Origin of the sequence: Lacticaseibacillus styriensis, assembly GCF_030770295.1 — a bacterium.
GTDB classification, from domain to species: Bacteria; Bacillota; Bacilli; order Lactobacillales; family Lactobacillaceae; genus Lacticaseibacillus; species Lacticaseibacillus casei.
This window is the reverse complement of sequence record NZ_CP132483.1, coordinates 611123-635616: the sequence shown is the minus strand read 5'-3', so window position 1 is coordinate 635616 and position 24494 is coordinate 611123. Positions and strand designations below refer to the sequence as shown.

Sequence of the window (24494 nt, the reverse complement as noted above, 5' to 3'; positions counted from 1 at the left end):
ACCAAAACCATTCCACAGCAAAGCGCAACTAAGCCATATGCAGCACTTTCAGCCGACTGCGCCCGGTTCCTGCCGGTTGTACTTGAAGCTGATCGGGAATATTATCGCGTAATTCCGTGACGTGGGAAATAATGCCGATCAGCCGCGATTCGCCTTCCAATGATTCAAGGGCGTTCATGGCCACATCAAGGCTATTGGTGTCCAAACTGCCGAATCCCTCATCAACAAACAACGCATCAATGTTGATGCCGCCGCTTTCCTGTTGAATCACCTCGCCTAATGCTAATGCCAGACTAAGGGCTGCAATGAAGCTTTCGCCGCCGGACAGCGTCTGAACCGCGCGCTGTTCGCCAACCTGATCATCATAAACATCAATCTCCAAACCGGAATGAATCTTTTGCGTACCCAGATCGGTGTGCAGCACAAACTGATAACGCTGATTTGACAGAACCTGGAGGCGCGTGTTGGCAACGTTCAGAATTTGCTGAAGATAGGCTTGCAGAACATACCGCTCCAAACTCAGCTTCTTCGGCCCATTGCCGTTCATCACCGTGGTTAACGTCTGTAAGTCAGCATATGCAGCCAAAGCAGCTTGATTTTTTGCCAAAATGTCCGCAGCCTGCTGCAACAGCCTCTTGGCCGTGTCATGCGCCTGCTGCACTTCAATCAACGCGGTCTGGGCTTTGGTTGCCGCAGCCTCGGTCAAAGCAGCCTTCTCTTCAAGCTGCTCAAGCGCCGGCTCGTGCTGATCGCCAATGGTTTTATTGCTGGATTCCAATAACGTCTTTTGCTTCAAAACCGCATTGTTATAGTCTTGAGTCTGCTGTTGCAAAATCGGCAACTGATCCAATTGCGCTTTTAGTGCAATAAATTGTTTGGACCCATCTGCGCCAAAATATTCCGTCACCGCTTGTAAAAATGCCTCCGCTGCTTCCTGATGGTCTTTTTCCAGCTTGGTGATTTGCTCCGTAGCGTGGCGCTCATCGGCATGGAGTCCGGCTAGCTGGCGATCCAAGTCGTTTACTTTATCTTGTGCGGCTTGTCGGTTTTTCTGATAGGTGTTAACCGCCTGGGCCAGTTCCGCTGACTGTGCGGTCACGGTTTCCAAATCATTGGTTCCCTCAGGCAGCGCCGCTTGCATGGTCGCCAGCGCGCTCGTAGCTGTAGCGGCCTCGAGTTTGACAGTATTAAGCGTCTCCTGAGCAGCCTGAACCTTTTCCGTATCCTTCGTGACAGCGGTTTGCAACGATTTCAAGGCTGTCTCAAGCGTTGTTTGTTTTGCCTCAGCTGCTGCCAGTTTTTTCACGATCTTGGCAGTCTCAGCTTCAAACGCACCCAATCGAGCTAAAATATCGGCATTGTCAGCATCAGAACTCATGAAACTTGGCTGCTGGACCAATTTTCCTGCAAAGTCACGCTTGGCGACGCTTGCTTTTTGGTTAGCCGTTATCCGCTGTTCTTCAAGACTCTTAAGCTGCGTCTGCAGAGTTGTCTCTTTTGTGGCAGCCTGCTGACGCGTTTGTTCCGCCTGCTTGATGGCCGCCTCAGTTACCAATGGTTCGGTCGTGGCCACAGCTGGGTGAGGATGCTCAAGGCTGCCGCAAACTGGGCAAGGTGTCCCTGGCTCCAACTTAGCCGCCAGCCGAGCAATTTGCTGCTTGATTTGCGTTTGTTGCAGGTCGTTTAATTGCTGCGCCGCGGTTTTGCTGGCCTCTGTGGCTTTTCCCAGCGATGCTTTGACTGTTGCCACCTTTTTTTCAAACGTAGCGGCGTCATTTCGCGCTTCCTGGTAGTTCCCCGCAATTGGCGTCAAGGTCGCCAATAACTGTTTATGTTCTGCTGCTTGATTCGCTAAATCCGTCACTGACAAGTCGGATAATTCGGCCTGCTGCTGGGTAAACGTTTGTTGATCGTCCGCGAGTTTTTGTTGCGCCTTCGTCAATGCAGCCGTTGCTTTCGTAACCTCATCAGTTCGCAATGCTAGCTGCTGTTTTTGCGCGCTCATGGCGACAAGTTGTTCGCGAACCGACTGCAACTGATCGAGTTGTTTTTGCTTCGCGTTGATTGCCGTCTCTTGTTGCTGCAGCTCGGCCAAGCTTGCTTTAGCCTGATCCATGGACTGTTGGATCGCCACCAAAGTTGCCTGGGTCTGCGTTGCTTGCTTCCGCGCGACAGTCAAGTCCTGGGCTGTGGTTTCGACCCGTTGCGCAGCGGCTTCATGTTGCTGAACCCAGGTTAATTGAGCCATGCGTTTGAGCCGGTCTTGCTGAACTGGCTCCTGTTCAGCGAGTTTCGCCAAGGCAGCGGTGGTTTGCTCGCGGTCTTTGAACGCTTGTGCCAACTGTCTGCCTGCCTGAAGCGCTGCCTGTGCGACCTGATAGGCATGATGGCTGCTGTCAGCGGCTTTTTGTCGCGCCGCAACTGTCACCGCTTGCTTTTCGACATTTTCCCGCATCAAGTCCAACTTGTCCGCCGGGGTGGCATTTTCATCCGGCTCAACTTCAAAGTCAAATTGGGATGTCAGCAAGTTGAGCATGCGTTCCTGATCCTGAATTTCCGCACCCTGCTCTTTGGTCTTGGCCAACATCGCCGTCTGCCAGCGCTGAATAAGCTGCGTGCCAAACAAGTCACGTAGCAAGTCTTCCTTAGCATTACTGTCCGCATCCAAAAAGTGCCGAAAATCGCCTTGAGGCAACAGCACAATCTGGCGAAACTGTTTGGCATCCAGATGCAAAACCGCATCTAACTGCGCCTGCACCTGATTCTTCTTGGTATATTCCGCTACCTGCTTATCGCCATCCGCGATCGCCAGCACGACCCTGGCCTTAACCTCGGTAAGCCCATCCCCGCGCTTTTTTTGTTGCAATTGTTGCGGCTGCCGCGTGACCGAGTAGTGTTTGCCATCATGTTCAAACGTCAACGTCACTTTCGTCAAATCATGATGGCTGGCAAAATTCGATCGCATCTGAACGCCATCCCGCTCGCCAGAAGTTTCACCATATAAGGCATACACCAGCGCATCAAAAATGGTGGTTTTTCCGCTGCCGGTCGGACCGCTGATCAGAAACAAGGGGCTGGTTTGAAAATCATCAAAATCAACCGTCTCATCTGCATATGGGCCAAAAAACTGCATGTGTAATTGTTTTAGTTTCATTGCTTCTGCTCGCTTTCTGCCGCGGCAAGACCGGCTTTTGCCCACTTCAGCTGATCAGCCGTCAGATCGGTTTGCATCAGTTCTTCATAAAAGGCCTTCAATAAGCTGACCGGATCCAGATCACGTTGCCGCTGTTGCAATGGCTTCACAGCTTGGACACCATTTTCCCGTCGTAAGCTAATGATGCGTGGATAAATCTGCCGCAACTGAGCCATCACGTTGGGAATGACCTGGGTATCGGTTAAATCAATCCCGATGTAGGCATCTCGATCCTGCTTTTGGTAATACGCAGGATCGGTCAAATCCGCATAGCTGGCTTTTAATTCCAGTAAGTCATGCTGCGGCTTCAACGGCACAAATTCCCGCTGCATCGTTTCGGTGTCCACAATGTAGACACCTTTTTCCTGCTTCGCCTCGCCTACTGCATACTTCAGCAAAGCACCGCTATATTGAATTTTCGGCTCGCCATGCAACGCATTGTGATTATGTAAATGTCCCAACGCAACATAATCAAATGCCGTCAAATCATCAATCGGCACCGCGTCCAAGCCGCCGACATTCACTTTTGTTTCCGAAGCACTATGGTCACTGCCAGCCGCAAAAAAATGACTCACTAAAATATGCCGCATCCCCGGTTTGAACAGCGTCTTCATCTTGGTAACGATCGGCCGAATCGCCTGTGCGACGTTTGTAATGGTCTGATCCTGAAAATAGTCGCGAACCGCGAACGGCTCAAAATACGGTAGTAGGAAAAATTGAACGCCATCCAGCTCAATCGGCGTGAACGCTTCGGCTAACTGCGTATTGACATACATTTGGGTGGCGGAAAACCAGGAACGGCCTGTCCGCAAACGCACCGCCGAATCGTGGTTGCCCGAGATCACCAACAACGGGTAATGCAAGTCGCGATTCAACTTCACGAGCATCTGGTCCAGCACCGCCACCGCTGCTTCGCTCGGCAGTGCCCGATCATATAAATCGCCGGCAATCACGATGGCGTCTACCTGTTGCGCCTGCGCAACCGCCATCAGCTGTTCAAAAACCGCCTGTTGGTCTGCTAATAAGTCAAAATCATTTAATTTTTTGCCAATATGCCAATCGGCTGTGTGTAAGAATCGCATTTGAACGCCTTTCTTTGTTACCGCTTACTTGCTACAATAATATTGGTTATTTAGGAGGAAAATTTATGAACACGTTTATCTTTGATATCGATGGAACCTTACTCGATAATGTCGAGGGTTATCTCTACGGTTTACAGAAAACGCTGCGGCGGCACGGTCGCAAGGTACCTATCCAGGATCTGACTTGGACCAATGGCCGTGCAGGCGTTGATAGCTTGAAAGAACTAGGCTTCAGCGATGAAGAAGTTCCTGTGGTTCACGAAGAGTGGCGGGAAGATTCAAAGGCTTTTTTGACTGACGTTAGCTGGTTTCCTAATATGCAAGTCGTTCTTAAACAGCTAGGTCGGCAATATAAACTCGGTCTTGTCACATCAAAAGATAAACCGCAGTTTCTTGAAGAGGACAAGAAATATCACTTCAGTCCTTATTTTCAGACGGTAGTTGTCGCTGGTGAAGCCAAACGCAACAAGCCATTTGGCGATCCGATTACATTGGCTCGCGAACGTCTAGGTGGCAACCCAGAAACAACGGTCTATATCGGCGATACCTCGACCGATGCCCAAGCAGCTGCCAACGCGAATGTCGCTTTTGCACTCGCTGGGTGGACAACGCCGCCTTCACCAGCTGTCGCCCCACGGATCGCCGTCTTGCAGCGAGCTGACGATTTGCTGAAGCTTCCGGACTTAGGATAAACGGTTGTTTCTATTATATACTACGCATTTAATCCGCTAACGCAATTTTCAGAAGGCCAAAAATGGACAAGAAATCGATCATTTTCATATAGAAGATTTAGAAAAGCCGACCCGCGACAAACTTTGCCTGCAGGAGCCGACTTTTCTTTGTCTTTATCAACTGATTGGTGCAGCAGGTGACACACGTTCTCCTTCATCAAAAAAGCTCGTCATTTAATGACTTCTATTCTGTTGCAATCACAAGCCCGTGAGATTTTCCGCAACCGGTATATACCATATGTTAAGGCTTGTTATATTCTGTTCACTTTTTCGGGCATTTTGTGAGCTTATTCAGGCAATAATCGATGACTTAAGAAAGCGGACAAGGCGTTCAAAAATCGCAAACTCGGCGTTAAACATTGTCATTATGAGCTTGACGAATGGTGTCGCCGGTGGTAACTTAAAAATGTAATAAGGAACAAAAACAAACAACAACGAACAGATCATGTGAGGTGATTCAATGTTAAAAGACGAGCGCTTGCTGACAATTCGCAACTTAGTGGATCGCAAAGGGATTGTGACCGTAAACGAAATTGGTGATAGTTTAGGTGTTTCGACCATGACCGTGCGTCGGGATCTGGAAGAGCTCGCCGATCGAAATGAGTTAATCCGCATTCACGGCGGTGCCCAAAGCACGCATTTTAAGCCGCTAACCGAATTATCCCGAAACGAGAAGCGATCCATTCACGTCAACGAAAAACGCAAAATTGCTGCGACCATCGCAGACATCATTACGTCAGGCGATACGGTGTATATCGGTCCCGGCACAACCATGGAACTCATTTCCCAGTACCTCAAAAAACCGGAAGTGCGCATTATTACCAATAGCCTTCCTGTTTTTCAGAGTTTTCAGGATCGTGCAGATTATTTTTCACTGAAACTGATTGGTGGCCAGCTGCGAGAGCGCTCCGGTGCTTTCATTGGCAGCTTAGCTAATGAGATGTTAGCTCACCTCACGACCACCAAGGCCTTTATCAGTGTCAACGGGATTGCCGACAACCATATCAGCAATGCCAGTCCTGAAGAAGGTCAGACCCAACGGATTGCCCTGAACAATGCCGGCATGAAGTTTGTTGCTGCGGATCATTTTAAACTGAATCGGCAAGATTTTTACAGCTTCTATGACCTCGATCAAACCGATGGCCTCATCACGGATGATGGTATCAGCGCTGACGATAAGCAGCATTTTAGCGAGTATACCTCTGTTATCGTAGGAAAATCATAACGCGTTGCTGGCGCAGGCGCCAGCTCACGCTCACCCAAAAAAAGGAGAATAAATCATGGATGTCATTATTGGTGCAGACAAAGACGGATTTGCAATGAAGGAACAGGTTAAGAAGTATTTGGAGGATCATCAGTATCAAGTTGCTGATGTAACCCCTGAACCTGCTGAAGATTTTGTTGAATCTGCTTTGGCAGTGACAAAGAAGTTGCTGAACGGCGACGCTCACAAAGCGATTATGTTCGACCGCTATGGTGTTGGCTCAGCTATGGCTTCTAATAAGGTTAAGGGTATGGTCACTGCCGTTGTTCAAGAAGAAAACACGGCGCACATGACCGCTGAACACAATGGCGCCAAGGCAATTGCTATCGGCACCGGCATCACCGGCCCTGATCGTGCCATTGCGATCGTTCAACGTTACCTCGACACCGAATATGCTGGCGGCCGTCATCAGATTCGGTTAGATATGTTGGAAAAAATGATTTAAGTTACGCCTCCGTTTATTTAAGCCAAGAAAGGAAGTTTCATCCTAATGATTATTGCAATCGGAAATGACCACATTGTCACCAATGAAAAAATCCAAGTCTCCAATATGCTGAAAGACATGGGCTACAAGGTAATTGATGAAGGTACCTATGACACGCATCGTACTCACTACCCAATTTATGGCAAACGCGTTGCCGAAGACGTTGCTGATGGGCGCGCAGATTTAGGTATCGTAATGTGCGGAACCGGTATCGGTATCTCAACTGCTGCCGATAAAAACGAAGGCGTTCGTGCCGCGATGGCTAATGACGCAACTTCAGCAGTCTATGCGCGTGAACAATTGAATGCCAACGTCTTAGGCATTGGCGGCGCCGTTACCGGTATCCATTTGATTGAAGATACGGTTAAAGCTTTCCTTGACGCAACTTACAAGGAAACACCGGAAAACAAGAAGATCATCGACAAGATTGACAAAATTGCTAAGCCTAACCCAGAACAAAAAGACAATCCGCACTTCTTCGATGCTGAACTCGAAAAGTGGGACGAAGGCGTTTATCACGATTAATTTGGCTTCATGAGCGTTAACGCGCTCACTAGCCCTTACTAATGGAGGAATTCTCATATGACTGTTACCCTTACTGCTGGTCAATTTAAACACTTACAAAAACTTTCCGATGACAACAATGTTATCTCCGCCTTGGCCATTGACCAACGTGGTTCCCTGAAGAAAATGCTGGCAGCTGCTGCCAACAAGCCGGCTGACGAAACTACGATTGTTGATTTCAAAAAAGCTGTATCTGAAGAATTAACCAAGTACGCTAGCTCCATTTTGCTGGATCCGGAATATGGCTTGCCAGCTGCAAAAGTTCGGGCACCTCAAGCCGGCCTGTTGCTTTCTTACGAAAAGACTGGCTACGATGCGACCGAACCTGGCCGCTTCCCTGATTTGATCGACAACCAGAGTGCCTTGCGCATCAAGAATGAAGGCGGCGACGCGGTTAAGTTCTTGCTGTACATTGATCCAGACGAACCAGACTCAATCAACGATCGCAAATATGCCTTCGTTGAACGTGTCGGTGCTGAAGCTAAAGCCAACGACCTGCCGCTGTTCCTTGAATTGGTTTCTTACGATGGTAAAACCAATGAAACCGGGACTGCTGCATGGGCCAAGGCTAAGCCAGAAAAGGTTATCAAGATCACCAAGGAATTCAGCAAGCCACAGTACAACGTTTCTGTCCTCAAAGTTGAAGTTCCGGTTGACCAGAAGTTTGTTGAAGGCTTTACTGATGAAGGCGGCACCCCGGTTTATACCAAGGAAGAAGCCGCTAAGTACTACAAGGCACAGTCAGATGCCACCGATCTGCCGTTTATTTTCCTTTCGGCAGGCGTTTCAAATGAATTATTCCTCGAAGAACTCAAATTTGCTAAGGAAGCAGGTTCAACCTTTAACGGTGTTCTCTGCGGTCGGGCAACCTGGAAGCCAGGCGTTAAGCCATTTGCTGCTGAAGGCGAAGCTGCCGGCAAGAAGTGGCTGGAAACCGAAGGCAAAGCTAACATCGATCGTTTGAACAAGGTTTTGGCTGAAACTGCCACCCCTTGGACGGACAAGGTTACTCACGATTAGTTCGTGCGTAGGCCATAAAAGCCGACTCCCCAGGGAATCGGCTTTTATTAAATGGACGACTGGCAGCAGTGCAGCGTTACGTTTGAATGAATGCACGCCAGCTCACGCTCATCATAACGCGTTCCCTGGCGCAGGAGCCTGCATGTAAGGACCTCGGTCGCAATGGCCAAAAACGGGCCATCACGCCCAAGGCCGCTTACACTCCGGCTCCTAACCGCGCCAGCTCACGCTCAGAAGGAGAAGAAATTCATGATTTTAACCGTCACTTTAAACCCCTCAATCGACGTTTCCTACCCACTCGAACATCTTAAAATCGACACGGTGAACCGCGTCAAAAATGTTCGCAAGACCGCTGGTGGTAAGGGGCTGAATGTTTCCCGGGTGATTCACATGCTGGATCACGATCTTACTGCGACCGGTTTTATCGGCGGCTATTTTGGCAAATGGTTGGAGAATCAATTGGATCGCGATGGCATCGCCCATGATTTTCTGCCGATCGATGCGGAAACCCGTAGTTCCATCGCGATGCTTCATGATGGCGGCAAGCAAACCGAGATTCTTGAAGCCGGCCCAACGATTACCCCTGAAGATGCGCAGAAGTTTCTCGATCACTTTGACAAATTGCTGGATCAGGCAGACCTGCTGACGATCTCCGGTTCCATGCCGCAAGGACTTCCGGAAGACTATTACACGCAAATGATCGCCCACGCTGGCGCCAAAAATGTCAAGGTCTTGCTCGACACATCGGGCGCCACTTTGAAGTCCGCACTCGAAGCACCAGTGAAGCCCCTTTTGATCAAGCCAAACGAAGAAGAACTTGCCGGCTTGCTTAACCGCGAAGTCGATAAAACCGATTATGCCGCGTTGAAACAAGACCTCCAGGATCCGATTTTTGACGGCGTTGATTGGATTGTCGTTTCCTTGGGATCAGCAGGTGCCTTTGTTAAGCATCAAGACAAGTTCTATCACGCCGCCATTCCTAAGATCCAGGTCGTCAATCCGGTTGGTTCCGGCGATTCAACCTTAGCCGGCCTCGCCATGGGTATTCACGATGGTAAGTCCGACGAAGACATTATGAAGACGGCGATGACCACTGGGATGCTCAACACGATGGAAGCAGAAACCGGCTTCGTCAACCCGACGAAGTTCGATACCTATTTTGCCAAAGTCACGATTGAAAATTACTAATTTTGGAAAGAAGCCATCAAATGTCAACTTTTGAAAAGATTCAGCAGTTGAATCCAGATAAGCAGATTCATCAGCTAACGGATCCGGCGTTTGCCGATTACGGCGTCACCTACCCGCAATACGATGTCAGTGAGCTCAAAACGTTCATGGACCAAAACGTCAACATCCCTGCCCCCACCGCAGCCAACCTCTATGTTCCGTCAAACCCGGACATGGAAAAGATTCCGGTTGTTCAGCAAATCGGCCGCGATGTTTTCGCTGGCCTGCCAATCGAAGCAGGCGAATGTGCTGGCCACGCCGAAGCTTTAACCGCCGTGGAATTCCACCAAGGCAGTGAAGTGAACGTCTTTTTCACAGATGTCGTCATGGTCATCGGCAAGCGCGGCCAAATGCACGCTGGCAAATTCAACGCGGAAAAGGATGCTAAACTGTTCTTCGTTCCAGCTGGCACCGTGGTTGAATTCTTCAGCGACACGTTGCACTACAGCCCGTGTGAAGCCCATGCCAGTGGGTTCAAGTTTATCGTGATGCTGATCCGCGGCAGTAATCAACCCTTACCAGCTGATTACCACACTGACAACAAGCTGATCGTTAAACAAAATAAGTTCCAAGTCGTTCATGCCACCCGCACCGATAAAATCAAGCAAGGGATCCAAGTCGGCGTGACAGGCGAGCTCGTCAAAGTGGCACATTTAGATTAATCAATCATGGCCGACGACGCCAATGCCCCAACAAGCACAAGCTAAGACTCGACCGATCGTTCATTTTTGGAGGCGTTTATACATGGTAGAACTAGAATCAGTTAAAGATGAATCACCATTAAGCCGTTCCTTACAAACCGAACACTATAACGGCGCAGTCGCAGTGGTGACTGCCGACAAAGAGTTAGCAGCAGATTCGCAAGGCTTTGCCCATATCGATATGAAGGTTCCATTCGCATCACATACACTCAGCGGTGCCGGAACCGTTACACAACAATTCTTCGGCGTTTTGCTCATGCAATTTGTCGAAAAAGGCGCGCTAAAACTGACCGACAAACTATCACAATACGTGCCTGAATATAAGCAAGCTGACAAAATCACCATCGGCCAGCTCGCCACGATGCAAAGTGGGATTCCCGATTACTTAACGCTCATGGCTGAACCATTCAAGGCGAACGCTCCGGCAACCTTACCAGGTGAGCGCCTGGCCTTACAAATCAACCAACACAATGCCGCGGACATGGATCTGGCCAAAGTCTTGGATGTCGTTGATGATCAACCGTTAGCCTTCAAGCCAGGTAGCCAGACTGCTTACAGCGCCACCAACGCCATTTTGCTAGGCGAAGTGCTTGATCGGCTCACTGAGGAACGCCCGCTTGAAGCCATTTTGAAGGAAAACATTTACGATCCTTTGGCTTTGACACATACCAAAATCGGCACCTCACACGCTTTTGCCGAAAGCTATCATTGGATTGCCGGCAACCCGAACCTCGCTGGTAAAGGTGACGAAAATCAGGCAGATCGCGGCTTAGTCACAACAGTCGACGATCTTGAAAAGTTTGCGCAAGCTGTGTTGAAAGGCAAGCTGCTCAAAGCAGGAAGCTGGGAAACCATCTTCAAGGCTGCTGAAGGCGGCTACGGATTCGGCTGGCACAAGCTTGCTGACGGCTGGTTAGGCAACAGCGGCAGTGTCCTCGGCTATACTGGCTTGCTCAGCATCAACCGCAAGCAGAAGAAGGCTGCGGTCGCTCTGACCAATGTCTTAAAGCCGCAAGCTGATATGACGGAATTCGTTGATAAAATTCAGCAGGCTGCACAAGAACTTTAAACTTCATAGACAAGCAACCCCGGCTGAAGCCACCAACTTCAACCGGGGTTTTCTTGACATTCATAACATCTTAGCGAGACACTAACAGAGAAAAATTGAAAAACAGATGGGGCGCAACCATGACATTTTGGTTATTCATTTACTTTATCGGTGCCGGCATCCTCGGCGGCTTATTGGCTTCGATCGCTGGCTTAGCTTCGTTAGTTTCCTACCCAGCACTCCTCATAGCCGGCATCCCGCCAGTCATTGCCAACGTTACCAATACAGCCGGACTCGTGCTCTCCGGTATCGGCGCAACCGCATCATCATCCCGCGAGCTTCACGGCGAAGGCAAACTGGTGACCGGCTTAACCGCCCTCACGCTAGCAGGCGGCATTCTCGGATCTGCACTTTTACTTATTGAACCGGCGTCCACATTCGAACACGTCGTCCCCTTCTTCATTCTGTCAGCCGGTGTTCTCCTCTTAGTCAGCGGACACCAAGCGGACCGGAAGAATGTCCCTGCCTTACGCGATCAGAACAAGTTCGGCCTGATTTTAAAAGCTATCGGTCTCTTCTTGATCGGTGCCTACACCGGATACTTCGGTGCGGCAGGCGGCGTCATTATCCTCGCAATTTTGACACTGAGCCTACCCCAAAGATTTGCAGTTCTCAACGCCTTCAAGAACGTCATGGCTTTCATGGCTAACGCAGTGGCGACAGTTATTTACGCGTGGACTGGCAAAATTGATTGGGTCGTCGTCCTGCCGCTTGGCATCGGCTTTCTGATCGGCGGCTACTGTGGTCCGATCGTTGTGCGGCATGTTCCGGTCAGACTGCTTCGGATTCTGATTGCGTTTGCTGCGTTTGGGTTGGCGGCTGATTTGTTTGTGCAGGCGTATTTTTAGTTGATCCATTGAGCCAGCAATTAATTAAAATACGCTATTAGACTTAAGCCAGACGGAGGCGTTACAGGCAATCGGCATCAGATTCAGGAAAGATAGGTACTTTCACTTTTACAAGTTGATCCCTTCAGCGCCAAAAAGCCGCCACAAAAGAAACCATACGCAAACAGCTAATCCGCCTAAACAGATTAGCTGTTTTTTCGTTCCATTTGACTGACAAACGCAGACCCACATTGACTCAACCAGTCACACTTTAGCAGACTTTGGCTTCTTCTTATTCTGCATAAATTGCTTAACTGTCACGACTTTTCCCTGATTAAGTGGTTGAAGTTCTTCTCCAGAGAGCATCAGAGCATGGTTTTGCAATGATATCTGGTGACTTTCTAATTCCGACTCTTCATGTCCACCCCAATTATTCGTCATTAAAGCCTGTGAATTTGGATAGGTAAAAGTTGACAATTTTTCCGGCTTCAAGTCAATGACTGTTCCATCTTTGCGGAACGATCCTTCTTCTATTTTAAAGCTAGCAGGCGCTTGGGGATTTTCACTAACATTAGTGATATTGATGACGTAATGCCCGCTGTTTTTTAAATTGATGACAGTGCTTGTCATACCGTGCCCTATGAAGAATGTCCCCAAATAGAAGTACTTACGCCGTTGGTAGAGCATGATGCCCATACCGGCCGCAATCATTGCCAAAACAAGAATCGAAATGTTAGTCGCCATATCATTCACCTCATGTAACTGATTCTACCATGCAAATTTGTCAGAAAAGGGGTGTGACTAGAAAGCCACGCCCCTTCCTCAATAACTGTATCTCCTAGATAAGTCAGCGACAACTAGATACCGTCATCAGAGCCAGTAGCCATATTGTCTGGCATATCCAGCGTAAACTTTTGCGTGCCTTGTTTTGATGCAGCAATAATCGCATCAGCATAGGCATCGGCATTGTCATAGTCACTGAATACAGATTCAAGTAACGACCCTAGGTTACAGCCAGAGACAACCGCCAATTGCGGATTTTTGCTTGCTAGAGTTGCCGCCACTTTATACGGGGTTCCGCCAGCTAAATCTGTAAAAAACAGTGTCGGCTTGGGATCAGATCCAAGAATCGTTTCAAACTTAGCTTGAAGTTGTTTATCACTCATACCTTCTGAAAAGTTTACGAACGACCAGTTGTCTGGAACGCTAGCCAGAAGATGTAGCGCACCTTTGAACCCATCGGCAAAAGTACCATGCCCGGTGACGATCACTTGAACTTTACTCAATGTCTAATTCCTCCTCAAATCATTTACTAACAGCTACATCCAACCGATGGCCGCCATAACAATGGCAAGTGCAAAGGTTACGACAATTAACCAAATTGGGTTAACATTCTTCTTCAACAGCCAGTACAGCAAGAAAACAAAGGCAAATGGCAGAATGTTCGGGAAGATTTTATCCAGCAACTGCTTTTGCAAGTTGATAACCGTATTCCCGGCACCAATTTTAATGGTGAGTGACATCTTGACATAACTGGCGATCAAACCACCGATAACGGTCAAGCCCAAGATAGAAGCAACGTGTGAAATGATTCGAGAGTTTTCCTGAATGACATCAATCGCTCGCGTACCAAGGTTATAACCCAAGTGTGCCAATGGAATACGAGACCAGAATAGGAACAGGTAAACCAGGAAGAACAGAATTGGTCCAAAAACGTTCCCGTTCTTCGCGATTGAGGCAGAAATACCACCGACAATCGGCATAATGGTGAACCAGAAGATCGCATCACCAATGCCGGCCATAGGACCGAACAATGCGTTCTTTAAACCTTTAATGGTTGTCCGATCAACATGGCCTTCTTCCATCGTCAGTAGCAATCCCATCAGGATAGGATACAGTGGCGGTGAACTGTTGATGAATTCCATGTTATCGGTCATAACGGCTTTAAGGCCCTCAGGATCATCTTTATAGATCTTTTGCCAGTATGGCAGCTGCGCCCAAGTCCAACCTGGTGAATGCATTCGTTCATATGAGAAGGATGCCTGAACTAAGTTAGACCGAATCCCAAGCATGGAGATTTCATGATTGGTAAACAAGCTTTTCTTTTGTGTCTTATCATTCTTGTCATCAGATGCCATCATTCATGCCTCCTCCTTGAGATTGATTTTGAACTTCCTTAACTTGCTTCTCTAACTTGATCTGATCACGGCTGCGATAGAACTCGATCAGTGCAAATACTGCGCCAACCAAAGCAACTGGCAGAACATTTGAGAATGGGATCATTGAAGCCATAACGAATCCCAAAAGCAGATATGCAAAGTATTGACCTTTTAACATAACCTTCAACAACATTGCAAACCCAACAGCTGGTAAAATACCGCCAGCTAATTCAAAACCATGTGTTAACCAGTGAGGCATTGAAGTAACAAGTGCCTTCATTGGGCCCTGTGCTGCATATGCACTCAGGAAAGCCATGATCCCGAAGGACAATGTAACGATCGTGAGCGGAATGAAATTCAGACGTTTAAACGCCCCTGCATTTCCTTCTGCGGCATATTGATCGAATTTCGGCAAAAACAGTGAAAAGCTGGAGTAGAAGAACAGCAGAATATATTGCATTAACATCGCGAACGGTAATGAAAGACCAATTGCCGTTGCTGGAGCTGTTTTGTTAGTTGCCGCAATAACCACCGTCATAATCCCGCAAAGAACCGTGTTCGGCGGTTGTGTCCCGCCGGCAGGAGTCAATCCGGCAAAAGCTAGTTCAGTTAACCCGCCAGCAATGACACCGAGCTGTAAATCGCCCAGAATAAGGCCAGTGACTGTGCAGACAATAATCGGGCGGAAAATGAAGAACGCCTGTAGCCAGCAGTCAAGACCTGATATCATTGCCCAAAGCGCGATTAACACCCCTTGAGTTAAGGTAACATCCATGAACCTGACACCTCCAATTTAATCTATTGACTATTTGACATTCTTTAACAAGTCAGCAGTAATTGGTGTCTTCTTATCACCCGGATAGTCCTGAATGAAAATATTGACGCCAGCGTTCACAATTGCTAACAGATCCTCTTTGTCCTGTTCATCGACATAGACCTTCTTAGTAATCTCTGTCTTGCCCTGAGCAAAGTGCATATTGCCAACATTGACTTCCTTGATTGGCACACCGTTCTCAACTAACTTGCGAGCGTCGGCTGGCGTCTTAATGACGATAAAGATGTGCTGACGATCGGCAGCCTTACCAATAATGTCAATGGTATGTTGAACCGTGAAGAAACGGATACCAGCACCTGAAGAGTCAGCCGTCGTTGCCATTAACTTCTGCTGAAGCGGATCATTGGCAGCTTGATCGTTAGCAACCAGAATCAGATTTGCATTAACAGCGCGTGTCCATGTAACCCCAACCTGACCGTGCACCAAACGGTTGTCAATTCGTGTAAAAACAATATTTGCAGCCATCACTTTTCACCTCCTTATAAAAATATTATTCGCAGCGTGAACAGAAACTGACGGTGTGTTTTTGCTCTGCGTCATGCTATTTGTAAACCTGATCCTCCTCACAAAGTAAACCTGGATAGGTCTTTTATAGCGCTTTCAAAAACTAGATCAAAAACCAGTCTGACTGAGCGGCATTACAAAAGCGATCGGGCATTTTTTAAATGAACAACATCTGGGGAAATGCCAATTTTGAATGAAAAAGTTACGTCGACCACCGCTTAATCATTTGTCAACCATTTGTTAACTATTGTTTGTTCCTGTTCACTTTTAATTATAAACAAGCGTTTTCAGTAGTCAAGAAAATCCTCAAAAAGGTTGGCAAATTATTTAATGAATTTTATAGAGAGTTTAACCCCTCGTTGTGCAAGTACTTAGACAATCTATAAAACTTTGCAAATTAATGACGTAGATTATTTACGGCAGAATTTTCCCTAACAAAAAAGAACAAATTAAAACAAATAGGCCTCAATTTAATTGGCAACCATTGATTTCGCTTTTTGTCATCTATGATGCATAACCTGATGCCATTAACACCTAAGCACAAGAAAAAAGCCTTCCTAATCAAGGAAAGCTTCCTCCTGTGCAAATAACCCACTAGTTAAAAACCACTATGTCTTATTCAAACGTCCAAGTATTCGCCAACGTAAATGGCTCCCCTGGCAACAACGTAATCGCCGAGAGGTCATCCCCGCTAACCGGCGCAAACTGGCATTCAAGGGCCACACCGTCGAATTGTTTGATGTTGTGAGGAATACCCGTACCATCGAAGTGATTGGCGGTGTAAACAACTACGCTTGGCGCGGTTGTGACTAAAGTCATAGTGTGCTTGGCTGTTTGAAGCTTAGCCGCCAGTGTTTTGCCGTTTTTCAAAAGAAATGGATGGTTGATCCCGCGTTCGGACGTGATTTGATCGGCGCGGGTGTGGATGACATCGCCGAGTTTTTGGCCTTGACGAAAATCGAACACGGTGCCAGCTACTGGCTGCCAGCCTTGATTTGGCAAGTGTTCGGCGTCTAATGGCTTGTAGTCATCAGCCGGAATTGTCAAGGTGGTGTCATCAATCGTCGCTGGTTGATCCAACGCGAAGTAAGTATGGTTAGTCGGATTGAAGAGCGTTTCCGCGTCGCTTAGCGCATCGACCCGATATTGTAAGGCATTCGTGTTGGTTAGCGTATAGGTGACTTGCAACTTGAGATTGCCGGGATAGCCGTTGTGGCCGTCCGGATCGACAAACGTGAAGCTGGCGCTGGCGGTCGTTGCCGTTTTCTCGATGCGGAAATTGAACACTTGCCGATCGAGGCCGTCATCCCCGCCATGAATGTGATTGCTGCCTTCATTCATGGGCAAGTCGACTTTGACATCGCCGTGTTGCCAAACGTGACCGCGAATCCGGCCGACAATGCGGCCAACCGTCCCGCCTAGAAAATTACGCTCTTTTGAATAGTCCTCACGACTCGGTAACGAAAGAATCATATTGTGCAACCCGTCAGCTTCCGGCAGCAGCACTTTTTCCAAAGTTGCGCCGTAGTTTAACAGTTTGACTACCATTCCCTGATCATTGGTCAAGGTTAGTTCATACAAGTCGTGTCCTTGATACTGACCATATTGCTCAACTGAAACGTCCATCATAACCTGCTATATAAAACGTGGAAGAATGTCTCTTTGACACCAATAAAGGTTTTACATATTTCCTTTCTTGATTGACAATCCTACATTTCATTTAGTCCCGTCAACAACGGTATTCCCACTCTGAAATAAATCATCATGACAGTGACCGTCTCCTGAACTTTAAGGGTATAGCCTACCCCGTAACCTTTGATTTTGCATAAGCAATTAGATTCTCAACCGCATTTTCGTCTCGCCGCAGCTTCACCCCGCATTGATAACAATGATAGTCATCATGACCAGTTCGATGTTTTAAGTTGCCGCGTAGCGTGACCCGTTCATCAGCGGTTTTCACATAACCACAGCGTGAACAACGCTGGGTGCTGGGGTAATACTGATCCGCCAGCACCAACGTATTGCCATACCAGTCAGCCTTGTACTGCATGATCACTTTGAACTTACCAAACAATGATCGATGCAAGTTCTTCGCGAGACGTTTATTCATGCGCATATGGCGATTATCCAGATCCTCAATCCCAATTAAATCATAATCAGTGATAAGCCTCGTCGTAAACTTTTGCAGCAAATCCATTTGAATCCGTTCAACTCGTTGGTATTGACGCTTCAACTTGGTTCTCGTTGTGCGATAAGCCTTGGAGTTAACCCGCTTGGGATTTACTTTCCGTTTGCGGGCTAATTGGCGCTGATAATGAGCAATGCGGGTGTAAAGCAATGGCAGACGGTCAGGCAAGGTGGGTTGAGTCGCATAGCCAGTTGACGTTTGATAGTCAAACTTGCCAATGTTGGCATCAACCCCAGTGACAGTTAGAACCGGCCGCTTTTCAACAGAAGTCTGAACCTCAATTGAAAAGGAAGCATAGTAACCGTCAGCGTCTTGAACGATACAAACTTGTTCCAGTTCGCCCTGCCAACGCGGTTGCTCGGCCAGTTTGATGTCATACCAGGCACCAGCACCATGAGGTTTATCTAAACGTAACTTGCCAGTCACAAGTTGCGCCCGATCCGTCTTGAAAGTTTTGCGAGATCGTTTCTTAGATTTCCAGTTGGGTTTATCGTGATCTGGCATCTTCGGATTGAAGTAGTTCTTCCAAGCCTTATCTAGATCTTTAACGGCGAGCTGTAAAACTCGGGCTGACTGTTCGTACTGCCAGTCGGTTTTGTTCCAAACCAGTTCGTTCCGTACTTTACGTTCATTAGGTCGCAGTGTTTTGTCCACCATCACCAGAGATGCGTCATACATGCTGTTCCAAGTTTCAAGGGCCTGGTTCCAGCAAAACCGGCGATAGTTGAACAATCGTTCCAGTTCACGCCGCATGGTTGCGTTGGGATAGAGTTTAATCTTATGCGTTTTAATCAAAAGTTGTCACCTCCTCTCAATTAGCTGGTTAAACGCCACTTGAGAGGAAGCTTGAAGTAGACGTTCAAACCAAGGCTAGTTAGCGGAACTTTGGTAAGAACCATCATACAGTACCGATTCAGGCTCTTGTCAATACATTTCGCAGATTAGTTTGGTTTGAACACATGGACAGCTTCCACTTAATTATTCTGTCCATGTTGTACCGCTTGATACCATATTGTTCGTCATATTTGAGTGCTGTTAACACCCTCCTTAATCAGTGATGCATACGCTACAAACTGCTAGCGCGCATCACAAGCTCACTCTTAAAATTGACTTGGCGTGGCACCCGCTTGGCGTCGCTCAGCCTTGCCTGCAGCAACTCAACCGCCGTCTGGCCCATTTGATCCGTGGCAGCATGGACCGTCGATAATGGCGGCGTCGTGAACTTGGCGACCGCCACATCGTTAAAGCTAATGACGGACACCCGTTGCGGCACTGCTAAGCCAGCCTCGTTCAACGCGCGCAAGGCACCGACTGCCATGGTGTCGTTGGCGATGATGAAGCCGTGCGGCAATTGATCGCCTAACGTTTCAATCGCCTTTTTCATCAAGCGGTAGCCCGAATCCGGCGTAAATTCGCCGATTAACCGAAACTCAGGGCGTGCGAGTCCGGCGTCCTTCGCCACACGATCAAACGTTACCGTGCGTACATCCTGAAACTGCTCGCGGCCGCTGCGACTCGCCTCAAGTCCGCCGAGAAAGCCAATATCGTCAATGCCGACTTTACGAAAATGCTCAATGATCTCTTTAATCGGCCCGGCATAATCGGCGGTAACCGAGTCGCAGTCGAACGCCAGCATGTTCTGATCAACAAAGACCACCGGCAATTCCAGTGCTTTCATTTTAGCCACTTCACCAGCGTCATATTTACCTAAAGCAATGATACCTTGGATGTTGGCAACACTGTCACTATCCAGCTGCTCGAGGTGAAAATTCTGCAAATGGTAACCGACGCTGGCTGCTTTGGCTTCAATTGCGTATTGAATTTGCAGGTAATAAAGATCATTCAATTCTTCTTGTTCACTGCGCCACTGGACAAGGGCTACCGTTGTCTGAGTGGGCACCCGTTTGCGTCGTCGCGGTTTATACGCTAGTTTCTCAGCCGTTTTCAAAACGCGCTGCCGCGTTTCTGGCGTCACAGCCAGCGTCGCGTCATAATTCAAAATTCGCGAAACCGTAGCGATCGACACCCCCGCCGCCTTCGCAATATCTGTAATCGTGGTCATCGATTCCCTCCGTTTCCCTGACTGTGCTGCCAAAAGATGCATTTAAAGTGTGCGGCAGAAGCGGCCAAACGCTTCCTGGCCGATTTCATCGCGTTTGAACACGCCGGCATCTTCCAGCACGCGGGCGAAGACGCGGCCCACGGCTTCTTGCAACTGGGCTTCTGCATTCTCCGGCGTCCACTGGTATTTGGCCTTAAGCTGGTCTGCCCATGCTTTGTGCATTGGCTTCATGTCATTGGCTTCACCTAATAAATATTTTTGCACTTCAGCCAATTCCGTCTTGAGCCGTGCCGGTAAAATGGCACGCCCCATCACTTCAATCAGTCCGATATTTTCCTTTTTAATATGTTGAACATCCTGATGCGGGTGGAAAATACCGTCAGGATACTGCTTACTGGTCTGATTGTCACGCAAAACCAAATCCAACTGGTATTCGGAGCCGACACGACGGGCAATCGGCGTCACAGTGTGGTGCGGCTTACCGTCCACAAATGCCCGCACGTCAACGGATTCATCCGTATACTGATCCCATACCTGCCGAACATGCTCAGCGGCATTCACCAACTCTTCGCGATCAGCGCTGACCAAGCGAATGACACTCATCGGCCACTTCACAATACCGGCGAAAACATGCGGATGGCCGCTAATTTCGACTTGGGTCTCAATCGGCGCCTTAGCCATCGGGAACGTATGCCGGCCACCTTGATAATGCTCGTGAGCCAGCATCGAACCGCCGACAATTGGCAAGTCCGCGTTGGAGCCGACAAAATACGTCGGGAACATGGCCACAATCGCCAACAGATTTTCAAATGTGCTCTGATCAATCACCATCGGTTCATGAATAGCATCCAAAAAGATCGCATGCTCATTGAAATAAGCATATGGCGAATATTGGAAGCCCCAGGTTTTCCCACCTAACAGGAAGCGGATAATCCGGTGGTTGGTACGTGCAGCAAAATTACTGCGGCCTGCATAGCCTTCCGTTTGCAGGCACAACGCACATGCCGGATAACCGGACTGGGCGTGGGCTGCGGCGGCAATATCTTTCGGATCCTTTTCCGGCTTGGAGAGGTTGACCGTAATTTCCAAGTCACCATACTCGGTTTTGGCCGGAAAGACCAGGTTCTTGGCAATCGCCCGAGTTTGAATGTAATTATTCGCCCGACTTAAAGCAAAGAACCAGTCAGTTGCGACCCGTGGACCCGCCTGATACTTATCCCAGAACATTTGGTTGACGCGACTCGGAGTCGGTGTGGCAAAATCCATCAGCTGCGCTTCAAGAATCTGGCGGGCTGACTGTGAATCCGGAATTTTACCGTTATCCTGGGCAGCTTGAACCATCAAATCCAGATTCTTCAACGGATCCTCATCACCTGGCAGGTCCAGTGCCGCATCCCCGATTAGGTTCAGCAACTTGTTCGTCAGGTAAACCGCATCCATATGGGTATAATCAGGATTCAGCTTAATAATGGTCTCAATATGATTGGTAATTGCGGTCAATTACGGTCACCAAAGCCTTCCGGATGATTCTCGTGCCAGTTCCAGGCAGTCTCGATAATTTTGTCGATGTCGTCATAGTTCGGTTTCCAGCCTAAGATGTCGCGGGCCTTGTCCGAGCTGGCGATTAAGGTACTTGGGTCGCCTGCACGCCGCGGTGCCATGGTTGCCGGGATCTTCTGGCCGGTCACTTTACGGGCAGCGTTCAAAATCTCCAAGTTCGAGAAGCCATGAGCGGAGCCGATATTGAAGGCCGATGACTGATTGCCCGCGTTCAGATACTTCAATGCCAGCACATGGGCATCAGCCAAGTCAACCACATGCACATAATCACGAACATTGGTGCCATCCTTGGTTGGGTAATCATCGCCATAGATTTGCAGACCGGTACGGGTCCCTGCTGCAACCTGCAAGATGATTGGAATCAAGTGGGTTTCAGGGTGATGATCTTCACCAATCGAACCATCTGGCATCGCCCCAGCCACGTTGAAGTACCGCAGCGCAACAAACTTCAGATCATAAGCAATGTCGGCCCAGTGCATGATCTTTTCCATGGCCAGTTTGCTTTCGCCGTATGGGTTGGTTGGCACTTGCGGATCGGTTTCCTTAATCGGCACCTGCTTCGGTTCGCCATAAGTAGCAGCGGTCGATGAAAAGACAATCTTTTTAATGCCAAACTGGTTCATCGCTTCAAGCAGCGTGATCATGCCACCAGTGTTGTTGTCGAAATACTTCAGCGGATCTTTCATGGATTCCGGCACAATCGAAAAGGCCGCAAAGTGCACGATACCGTCGATCTTTTCCTGGCTGAAGACCTGGCTCAGGAAGTGGTAATCGCGAATGTCGCCTTGGTAAAAACGGGCGCGCGGATCAACCGCCTTGCGATGACCGGTAATCAAATTATCTAAAACAATGACATCTTCCCCGTCAGCCAATAGTTGCTTAACCGTATGTGAACCGATGTAGCCTGCGCCACCTAAAACTGCAATTGTCATGTTAATGTTTTCTCCTTTACTTTTTGCTTCTGCATCCGTCTGCGTTGACTGATATTTTGTCAGCGCTAGTTTAACTGCTTAGCTCCGTCGGCAATGTCGGCCACATAGAAGTGCGCGTCATAGCCGATCTTTTCAGTATAAGCTTTGCCAACGTTACTAATAAAGTCCTCGACGTCAGCGCTGTTGACAATCGCAATCGCGCAGCCGCCAAACCCGGCACCGGTCATCCGTGCACCTAAGACACCGCGTTGTTTCAAGGCGTTGGTCACCAAAGTATCGAGTTCAACGCCGGTAACTTCATAATCAAATGCCAAGGAAACCCCGGACGCAGAAACCAGCTTGCCGAAGGTCGTCAGGTCGCCTTTTTGCAGTGCCTGTGCTGCTGTTAATGTCCGTTGGTTTTCGAATACCGCGTGACGGGCACGTTTGATCAGAATCGGGTCATAAATGAGATACGTGTTTTCATCAAATTCGTCTTCGGTCAGTTGGCCAAGGCTCTTCACGTCAATGCCTTTTTGCAGCATTGCCAAAGCCTTTTCGCATTCACTGCGGCGTTCGTTGTACTTGGAATCAGCCAATTCGCGGCGCTTGTTGGTGTTCATGATAACGATCACGTTGTCGCCCATTTCAACTGGCAGATACTCGTATTTCATGGTGTTCGTATCCAGCAGCGTTGCTTGGTTGGCGCGGCCCATTTCGATGGCAAACTGATCCATGATCCCAGAGTTAACGCCGATATAATCGTTTTCGACTTTCACGCCGAACTTAACCAAATCCAACGGGGCAAATCCGCCGTCAAAAAGATTATTCAGAATCGTGCCAACCAGCATTTCCAATGAAGCTGAGCTCGACAAGCCCGCGCCATCCGGCAAATTACCATTAATATAAACATTCAAGCCGTGGGTATAATTAATCCCCGCTGTCTTCATCACCCGCGCCATGCCTTGGAAATAGTCTGTCCACAAGCCGCGTTTTTCCTGAAAAAGATCCGGGAACGGAATGTCGATAATACCAACCTTCGGGAAGTTAGCTGAATACAACCGGAACGCATTGTCTTCATTGGCACCAACTGCGGCATAAGTACCAAGCGAAATCGCGCAAGGGAAAACGTGCCCACCATTGTAATCGGTATGTTCACCAATCAGATTAATCCGTCCCGGCGCGAAGAACGTATGCTCCGCCTGCTTACCAAATTGCTCTGTAAAGCCTTTCGTGACATCTGTACTGTTCACTCTGAATTCCTCCTATGTTTAAAAAATACGTCAATTTGTTCGCGATTTTTGTAACCGTTTTTATTTTACTAAAAAAGTCGCGCAAATGGAAGCGCTATTGTCAAAATATTTTAGCTAAATTAGACTGTATGCAACAAAAATACGTCAAAATAAAATTTATGTTTTAGTAAAACTCCTCTTAAATATCGGTTATACGGGGGAGTTCCTCAGCACTTGAACCTCGGAATCTTTTAAGTAGCTTTACCATAACGCGTTCGCCAGCCCAGAAACCTGCGTGTAAGGACCTTGACCGCAATGGCCAAAGACCAGCCATCACGGTCAAGGCCACTTACACGCAGGTTTCTAAGCGGGCTGGCTCACGCTCACACCAAAAAAGCATCAGGCTCAATGTTCTCCACCGAACCGATGCTTTTGGCCAATATTACCGGACAAATACATGACGCGAGTTAGTTCTCTTTAGCGCATCATAGATCCAAGTCTATTGTTTTTCTTCAAGTTTCTTAATACGCTTCAGCATTCGGATCATGTAACGTGCTTGATCAATCAGCAGCATAGTCGTCATCAGCGTATCTTGTCCGTGCACCATGATAAACGTCACGTCCATCTGGGCACCACCTGCTTCTTTGCTAAGCAGCTGGGTTTGTTGATTATGGGCTTCGTTGATATCTTTTTGGGCTTCATCGAGCAGCGCATTCGCTTTATCAAAATCTCCCGCCTCTGCTGCGTCCAACGCATGAATGGCTGCTGTGTGTGCATCTCCTGCATAAGCGACAAGTGCAAAGCCCACCATTGAAATTTCTTCTTTTGTTGCCATTATTTTG

General features: G+C 48.3%; 23 protein-coding genes. 9 read left to right on the top strand and 14 right to left on the bottom strand.

Going from position 1 to position 24494, the window contains the following annotated elements; translation table 11 throughout:
* Nucleotides 1-28: 28 nt before the first annotated feature.
* Together LACSTY_RS02880 and LACSTY_RS02875 are read right to left on the bottom strand one after the other, a co-directional pair.
* Nucleotides 29-3154, bottom strand: a complete 3126-nt coding sequence (locus LACSTY_RS02880; RefSeq protein WP_087911651.1) for an AAA family ATPase — start codon at nucleotides 3152-3154, stop codon at nucleotides 29-31.
* The gene (locus tag LACSTY_RS02875) at nucleotides 3151-4275 is read right to left on the bottom strand and encodes an exonuclease SbcCD subunit D (RefSeq protein ID WP_087911650.1); all 1125 of its coding nucleotides are present in this window, start codon (nucleotides 4273-4275) and stop codon (nucleotides 3151-3153) included. The genes LACSTY_RS02880 and LACSTY_RS02875 overlap by 4 nt, the downstream gene beginning before the upstream one ends.
* A gap of 65 nt (nucleotides 4276-4340) precedes the next feature.
* On the opposite strand from LACSTY_RS02875, the gene LACSTY_RS02870 reads away from it, so the two are divergent.
* From LACSTY_RS02870 to LACSTY_RS02830, 9 genes are all read left to right on the top strand, one after another.
* On the top strand, nucleotides 4341-4967 hold the full coding sequence (locus LACSTY_RS02870) for an HAD family hydrolase (RefSeq protein ID WP_087911649.1): 627 nt from the start codon (nucleotides 4341-4343) through the stop codon (nucleotides 4965-4967).
* Nucleotides 4968-5466: 499 nt separating this feature from the next.
* Entirely contained in the window at nucleotides 5467-6231 is a 765-nt protein-coding gene (locus LACSTY_RS02865; protein ID WP_047107290.1) for a DeoR/GlpR family DNA-binding transcription regulator, read from the top strand.
* Between the two features lie 55 nt (nucleotides 6232-6286).
* A complete protein-coding gene (gene lacA, locus LACSTY_RS02860; protein WP_010493495.1) occupies nucleotides 6287-6715 on the top strand; it encodes a galactose-6-phosphate isomerase subunit LacA in 429 nt (142 codons plus the stop codon).
* A gap of 45 nt (nucleotides 6716-6760) precedes the next feature.
* Nucleotides 6761-7279 (top strand): galactose-6-phosphate isomerase subunit LacB, encoded by a 519-nt coding sequence (gene lacB, locus LACSTY_RS02855; RefSeq protein WP_025013209.1) that lies wholly within the window; start codon nucleotides 6761-6763, stop codon nucleotides 7277-7279.
* A 57-nt stretch (nucleotides 7280-7336) separates the two neighbouring features.
* A complete protein-coding gene (locus LACSTY_RS02850; protein ID WP_087911648.1) occupies nucleotides 7337-8338 on the top strand; it encodes a tagatose-bisphosphate aldolase in 1002 nt (333 codons plus the stop codon).
* A gap of 249 nt (nucleotides 8339-8587) precedes the next feature.
* Entirely contained in the window at nucleotides 8588-9526 is a 939-nt protein-coding gene (lacC, locus tag LACSTY_RS02845) for a tagatose-6-phosphate kinase (protein ID WP_087911646.1), read from the top strand.
* A 20-nt stretch (nucleotides 9527-9546) separates the two neighbouring features.
* Nucleotides 9547-10227: a DUF4867 family protein gene (locus LACSTY_RS02840; RefSeq protein ID WP_087911645.1), complete on the top strand. Its 681-nt coding sequence runs from the start codon at nucleotides 9547-9549 to the stop codon at nucleotides 10225-10227.
* Between the two features lie 82 nt (nucleotides 10228-10309).
* Nucleotides 10310-11335, top strand: coding sequence for a serine hydrolase domain-containing protein (locus LACSTY_RS02835; protein WP_087911644.1), 1026 nt, complete (start codon nucleotides 10310-10312; stop codon nucleotides 11333-11335).
* A gap of 119 nt (nucleotides 11336-11454) precedes the next feature.
* Nucleotides 11455-12222 (top strand): sulfite exporter TauE/SafE family protein, encoded by a 768-nt coding sequence (locus LACSTY_RS02830; RefSeq protein WP_087911643.1) that lies wholly within the window; start codon nucleotides 11455-11457, stop codon nucleotides 12220-12222.
* 243 nt (nucleotides 12223-12465) lie between these two features.
* Here LACSTY_RS02830 and LACSTY_RS02825 read toward each other — a convergent pair whose 3' ends face one another.
* From LACSTY_RS02825 to LACSTY_RS02770, 12 genes are all read right to left on the bottom strand, one after another.
* A complete protein-coding gene (locus LACSTY_RS02825; RefSeq protein WP_087911642.1) occupies nucleotides 12466-12945 on the bottom strand; it encodes a hypothetical protein in 480 nt (159 codons plus the stop codon).
* Between the two features lie 113 nt (nucleotides 12946-13058).
* Nucleotides 13059-13487, bottom strand: a complete 429-nt coding sequence (locus LACSTY_RS02820) for a PTS sugar transporter subunit IIA (RefSeq protein ID WP_025013202.1) — start codon at nucleotides 13485-13487, stop codon at nucleotides 13059-13061.
* A gap of 33 nt (nucleotides 13488-13520) precedes the next feature.
* The gene (gene agaD / locus LACSTY_RS02815; RefSeq protein ID WP_083311638.1) at nucleotides 13521-14342 is read right to left on the bottom strand and encodes a PTS galactosamine transporter subunit IID; all 822 of its coding nucleotides are present in this window, start codon (nucleotides 14340-14342) and stop codon (nucleotides 13521-13523) included.
* Nucleotides 14329-15135, bottom strand: coding sequence for a PTS galactosamine transporter subunit IIC (agaC, locus tag LACSTY_RS02810; protein WP_039639554.1), 807 nt, complete (start codon nucleotides 15133-15135; stop codon nucleotides 14329-14331). Before agaC ends, agaD begins: the two co-directional genes overlap by 14 nt.
* Nucleotides 15136-15165: 30 nt before the next feature.
* The gene (gene agaB, locus LACSTY_RS02805; RefSeq protein ID WP_025013201.1) at nucleotides 15166-15660 is read right to left on the bottom strand and encodes a PTS galactosamine transporter subunit IIB; all 495 of its coding nucleotides are present in this window, start codon (nucleotides 15658-15660) and stop codon (nucleotides 15166-15168) included.
* Between the two features lie 654 nt (nucleotides 15661-16314).
* Nucleotides 16315-17325 (bottom strand): aldose epimerase family protein, encoded by a 1011-nt coding sequence (locus LACSTY_RS02800; RefSeq protein WP_087911641.1) that lies wholly within the window; start codon nucleotides 17323-17325, stop codon nucleotides 16315-16317.
* 175 nt (nucleotides 17326-17500) lie between these two features.
* Nucleotides 17501-18682, bottom strand: a complete 1182-nt coding sequence (locus LACSTY_RS02795; RefSeq protein ID WP_087911640.1) for an RNA-guided endonuclease InsQ/TnpB family protein — start codon at nucleotides 18680-18682, stop codon at nucleotides 17501-17503.
* A gap of 271 nt (nucleotides 18683-18953) precedes the next feature.
* Entirely contained in the window at nucleotides 18954-19949 is a 996-nt protein-coding gene (locus LACSTY_RS02790) for a LacI family DNA-binding transcriptional regulator (protein ID WP_087911639.1), read from the bottom strand.
* Between the two features lie 42 nt (nucleotides 19950-19991).
* Nucleotides 19992-21449: a UDP-glucose--hexose-1-phosphate uridylyltransferase gene (locus LACSTY_RS02785; RefSeq protein ID WP_025012746.1), complete on the bottom strand. Its 1458-nt coding sequence runs from the start codon at nucleotides 21447-21449 to the stop codon at nucleotides 19992-19994.
* Entirely contained in the window at nucleotides 21446-22441 is a 996-nt protein-coding gene (gene galE, locus LACSTY_RS02780) for a UDP-glucose 4-epimerase GalE (RefSeq protein ID WP_087911638.1), read from the bottom strand. Before galE ends, LACSTY_RS02785 begins: the two co-directional genes overlap by 4 nt.
* 65 nt (nucleotides 22442-22506) lie before the next feature.
* Entirely contained in the window at nucleotides 22507-23673 is a 1167-nt protein-coding gene (locus tag LACSTY_RS02775) for a galactokinase (protein ID WP_010493473.1), read from the bottom strand.
* 478 nt (nucleotides 23674-24151) lie between these two features.
* Nucleotides 24152-24487, bottom strand: coding sequence for a PTS lactose/cellobiose transporter subunit IIA (locus tag LACSTY_RS02770; protein ID WP_087911637.1), 336 nt, complete (start codon nucleotides 24485-24487; stop codon nucleotides 24152-24154).
* Nucleotides 24488-24494: the final 7 nt, after the last annotated feature.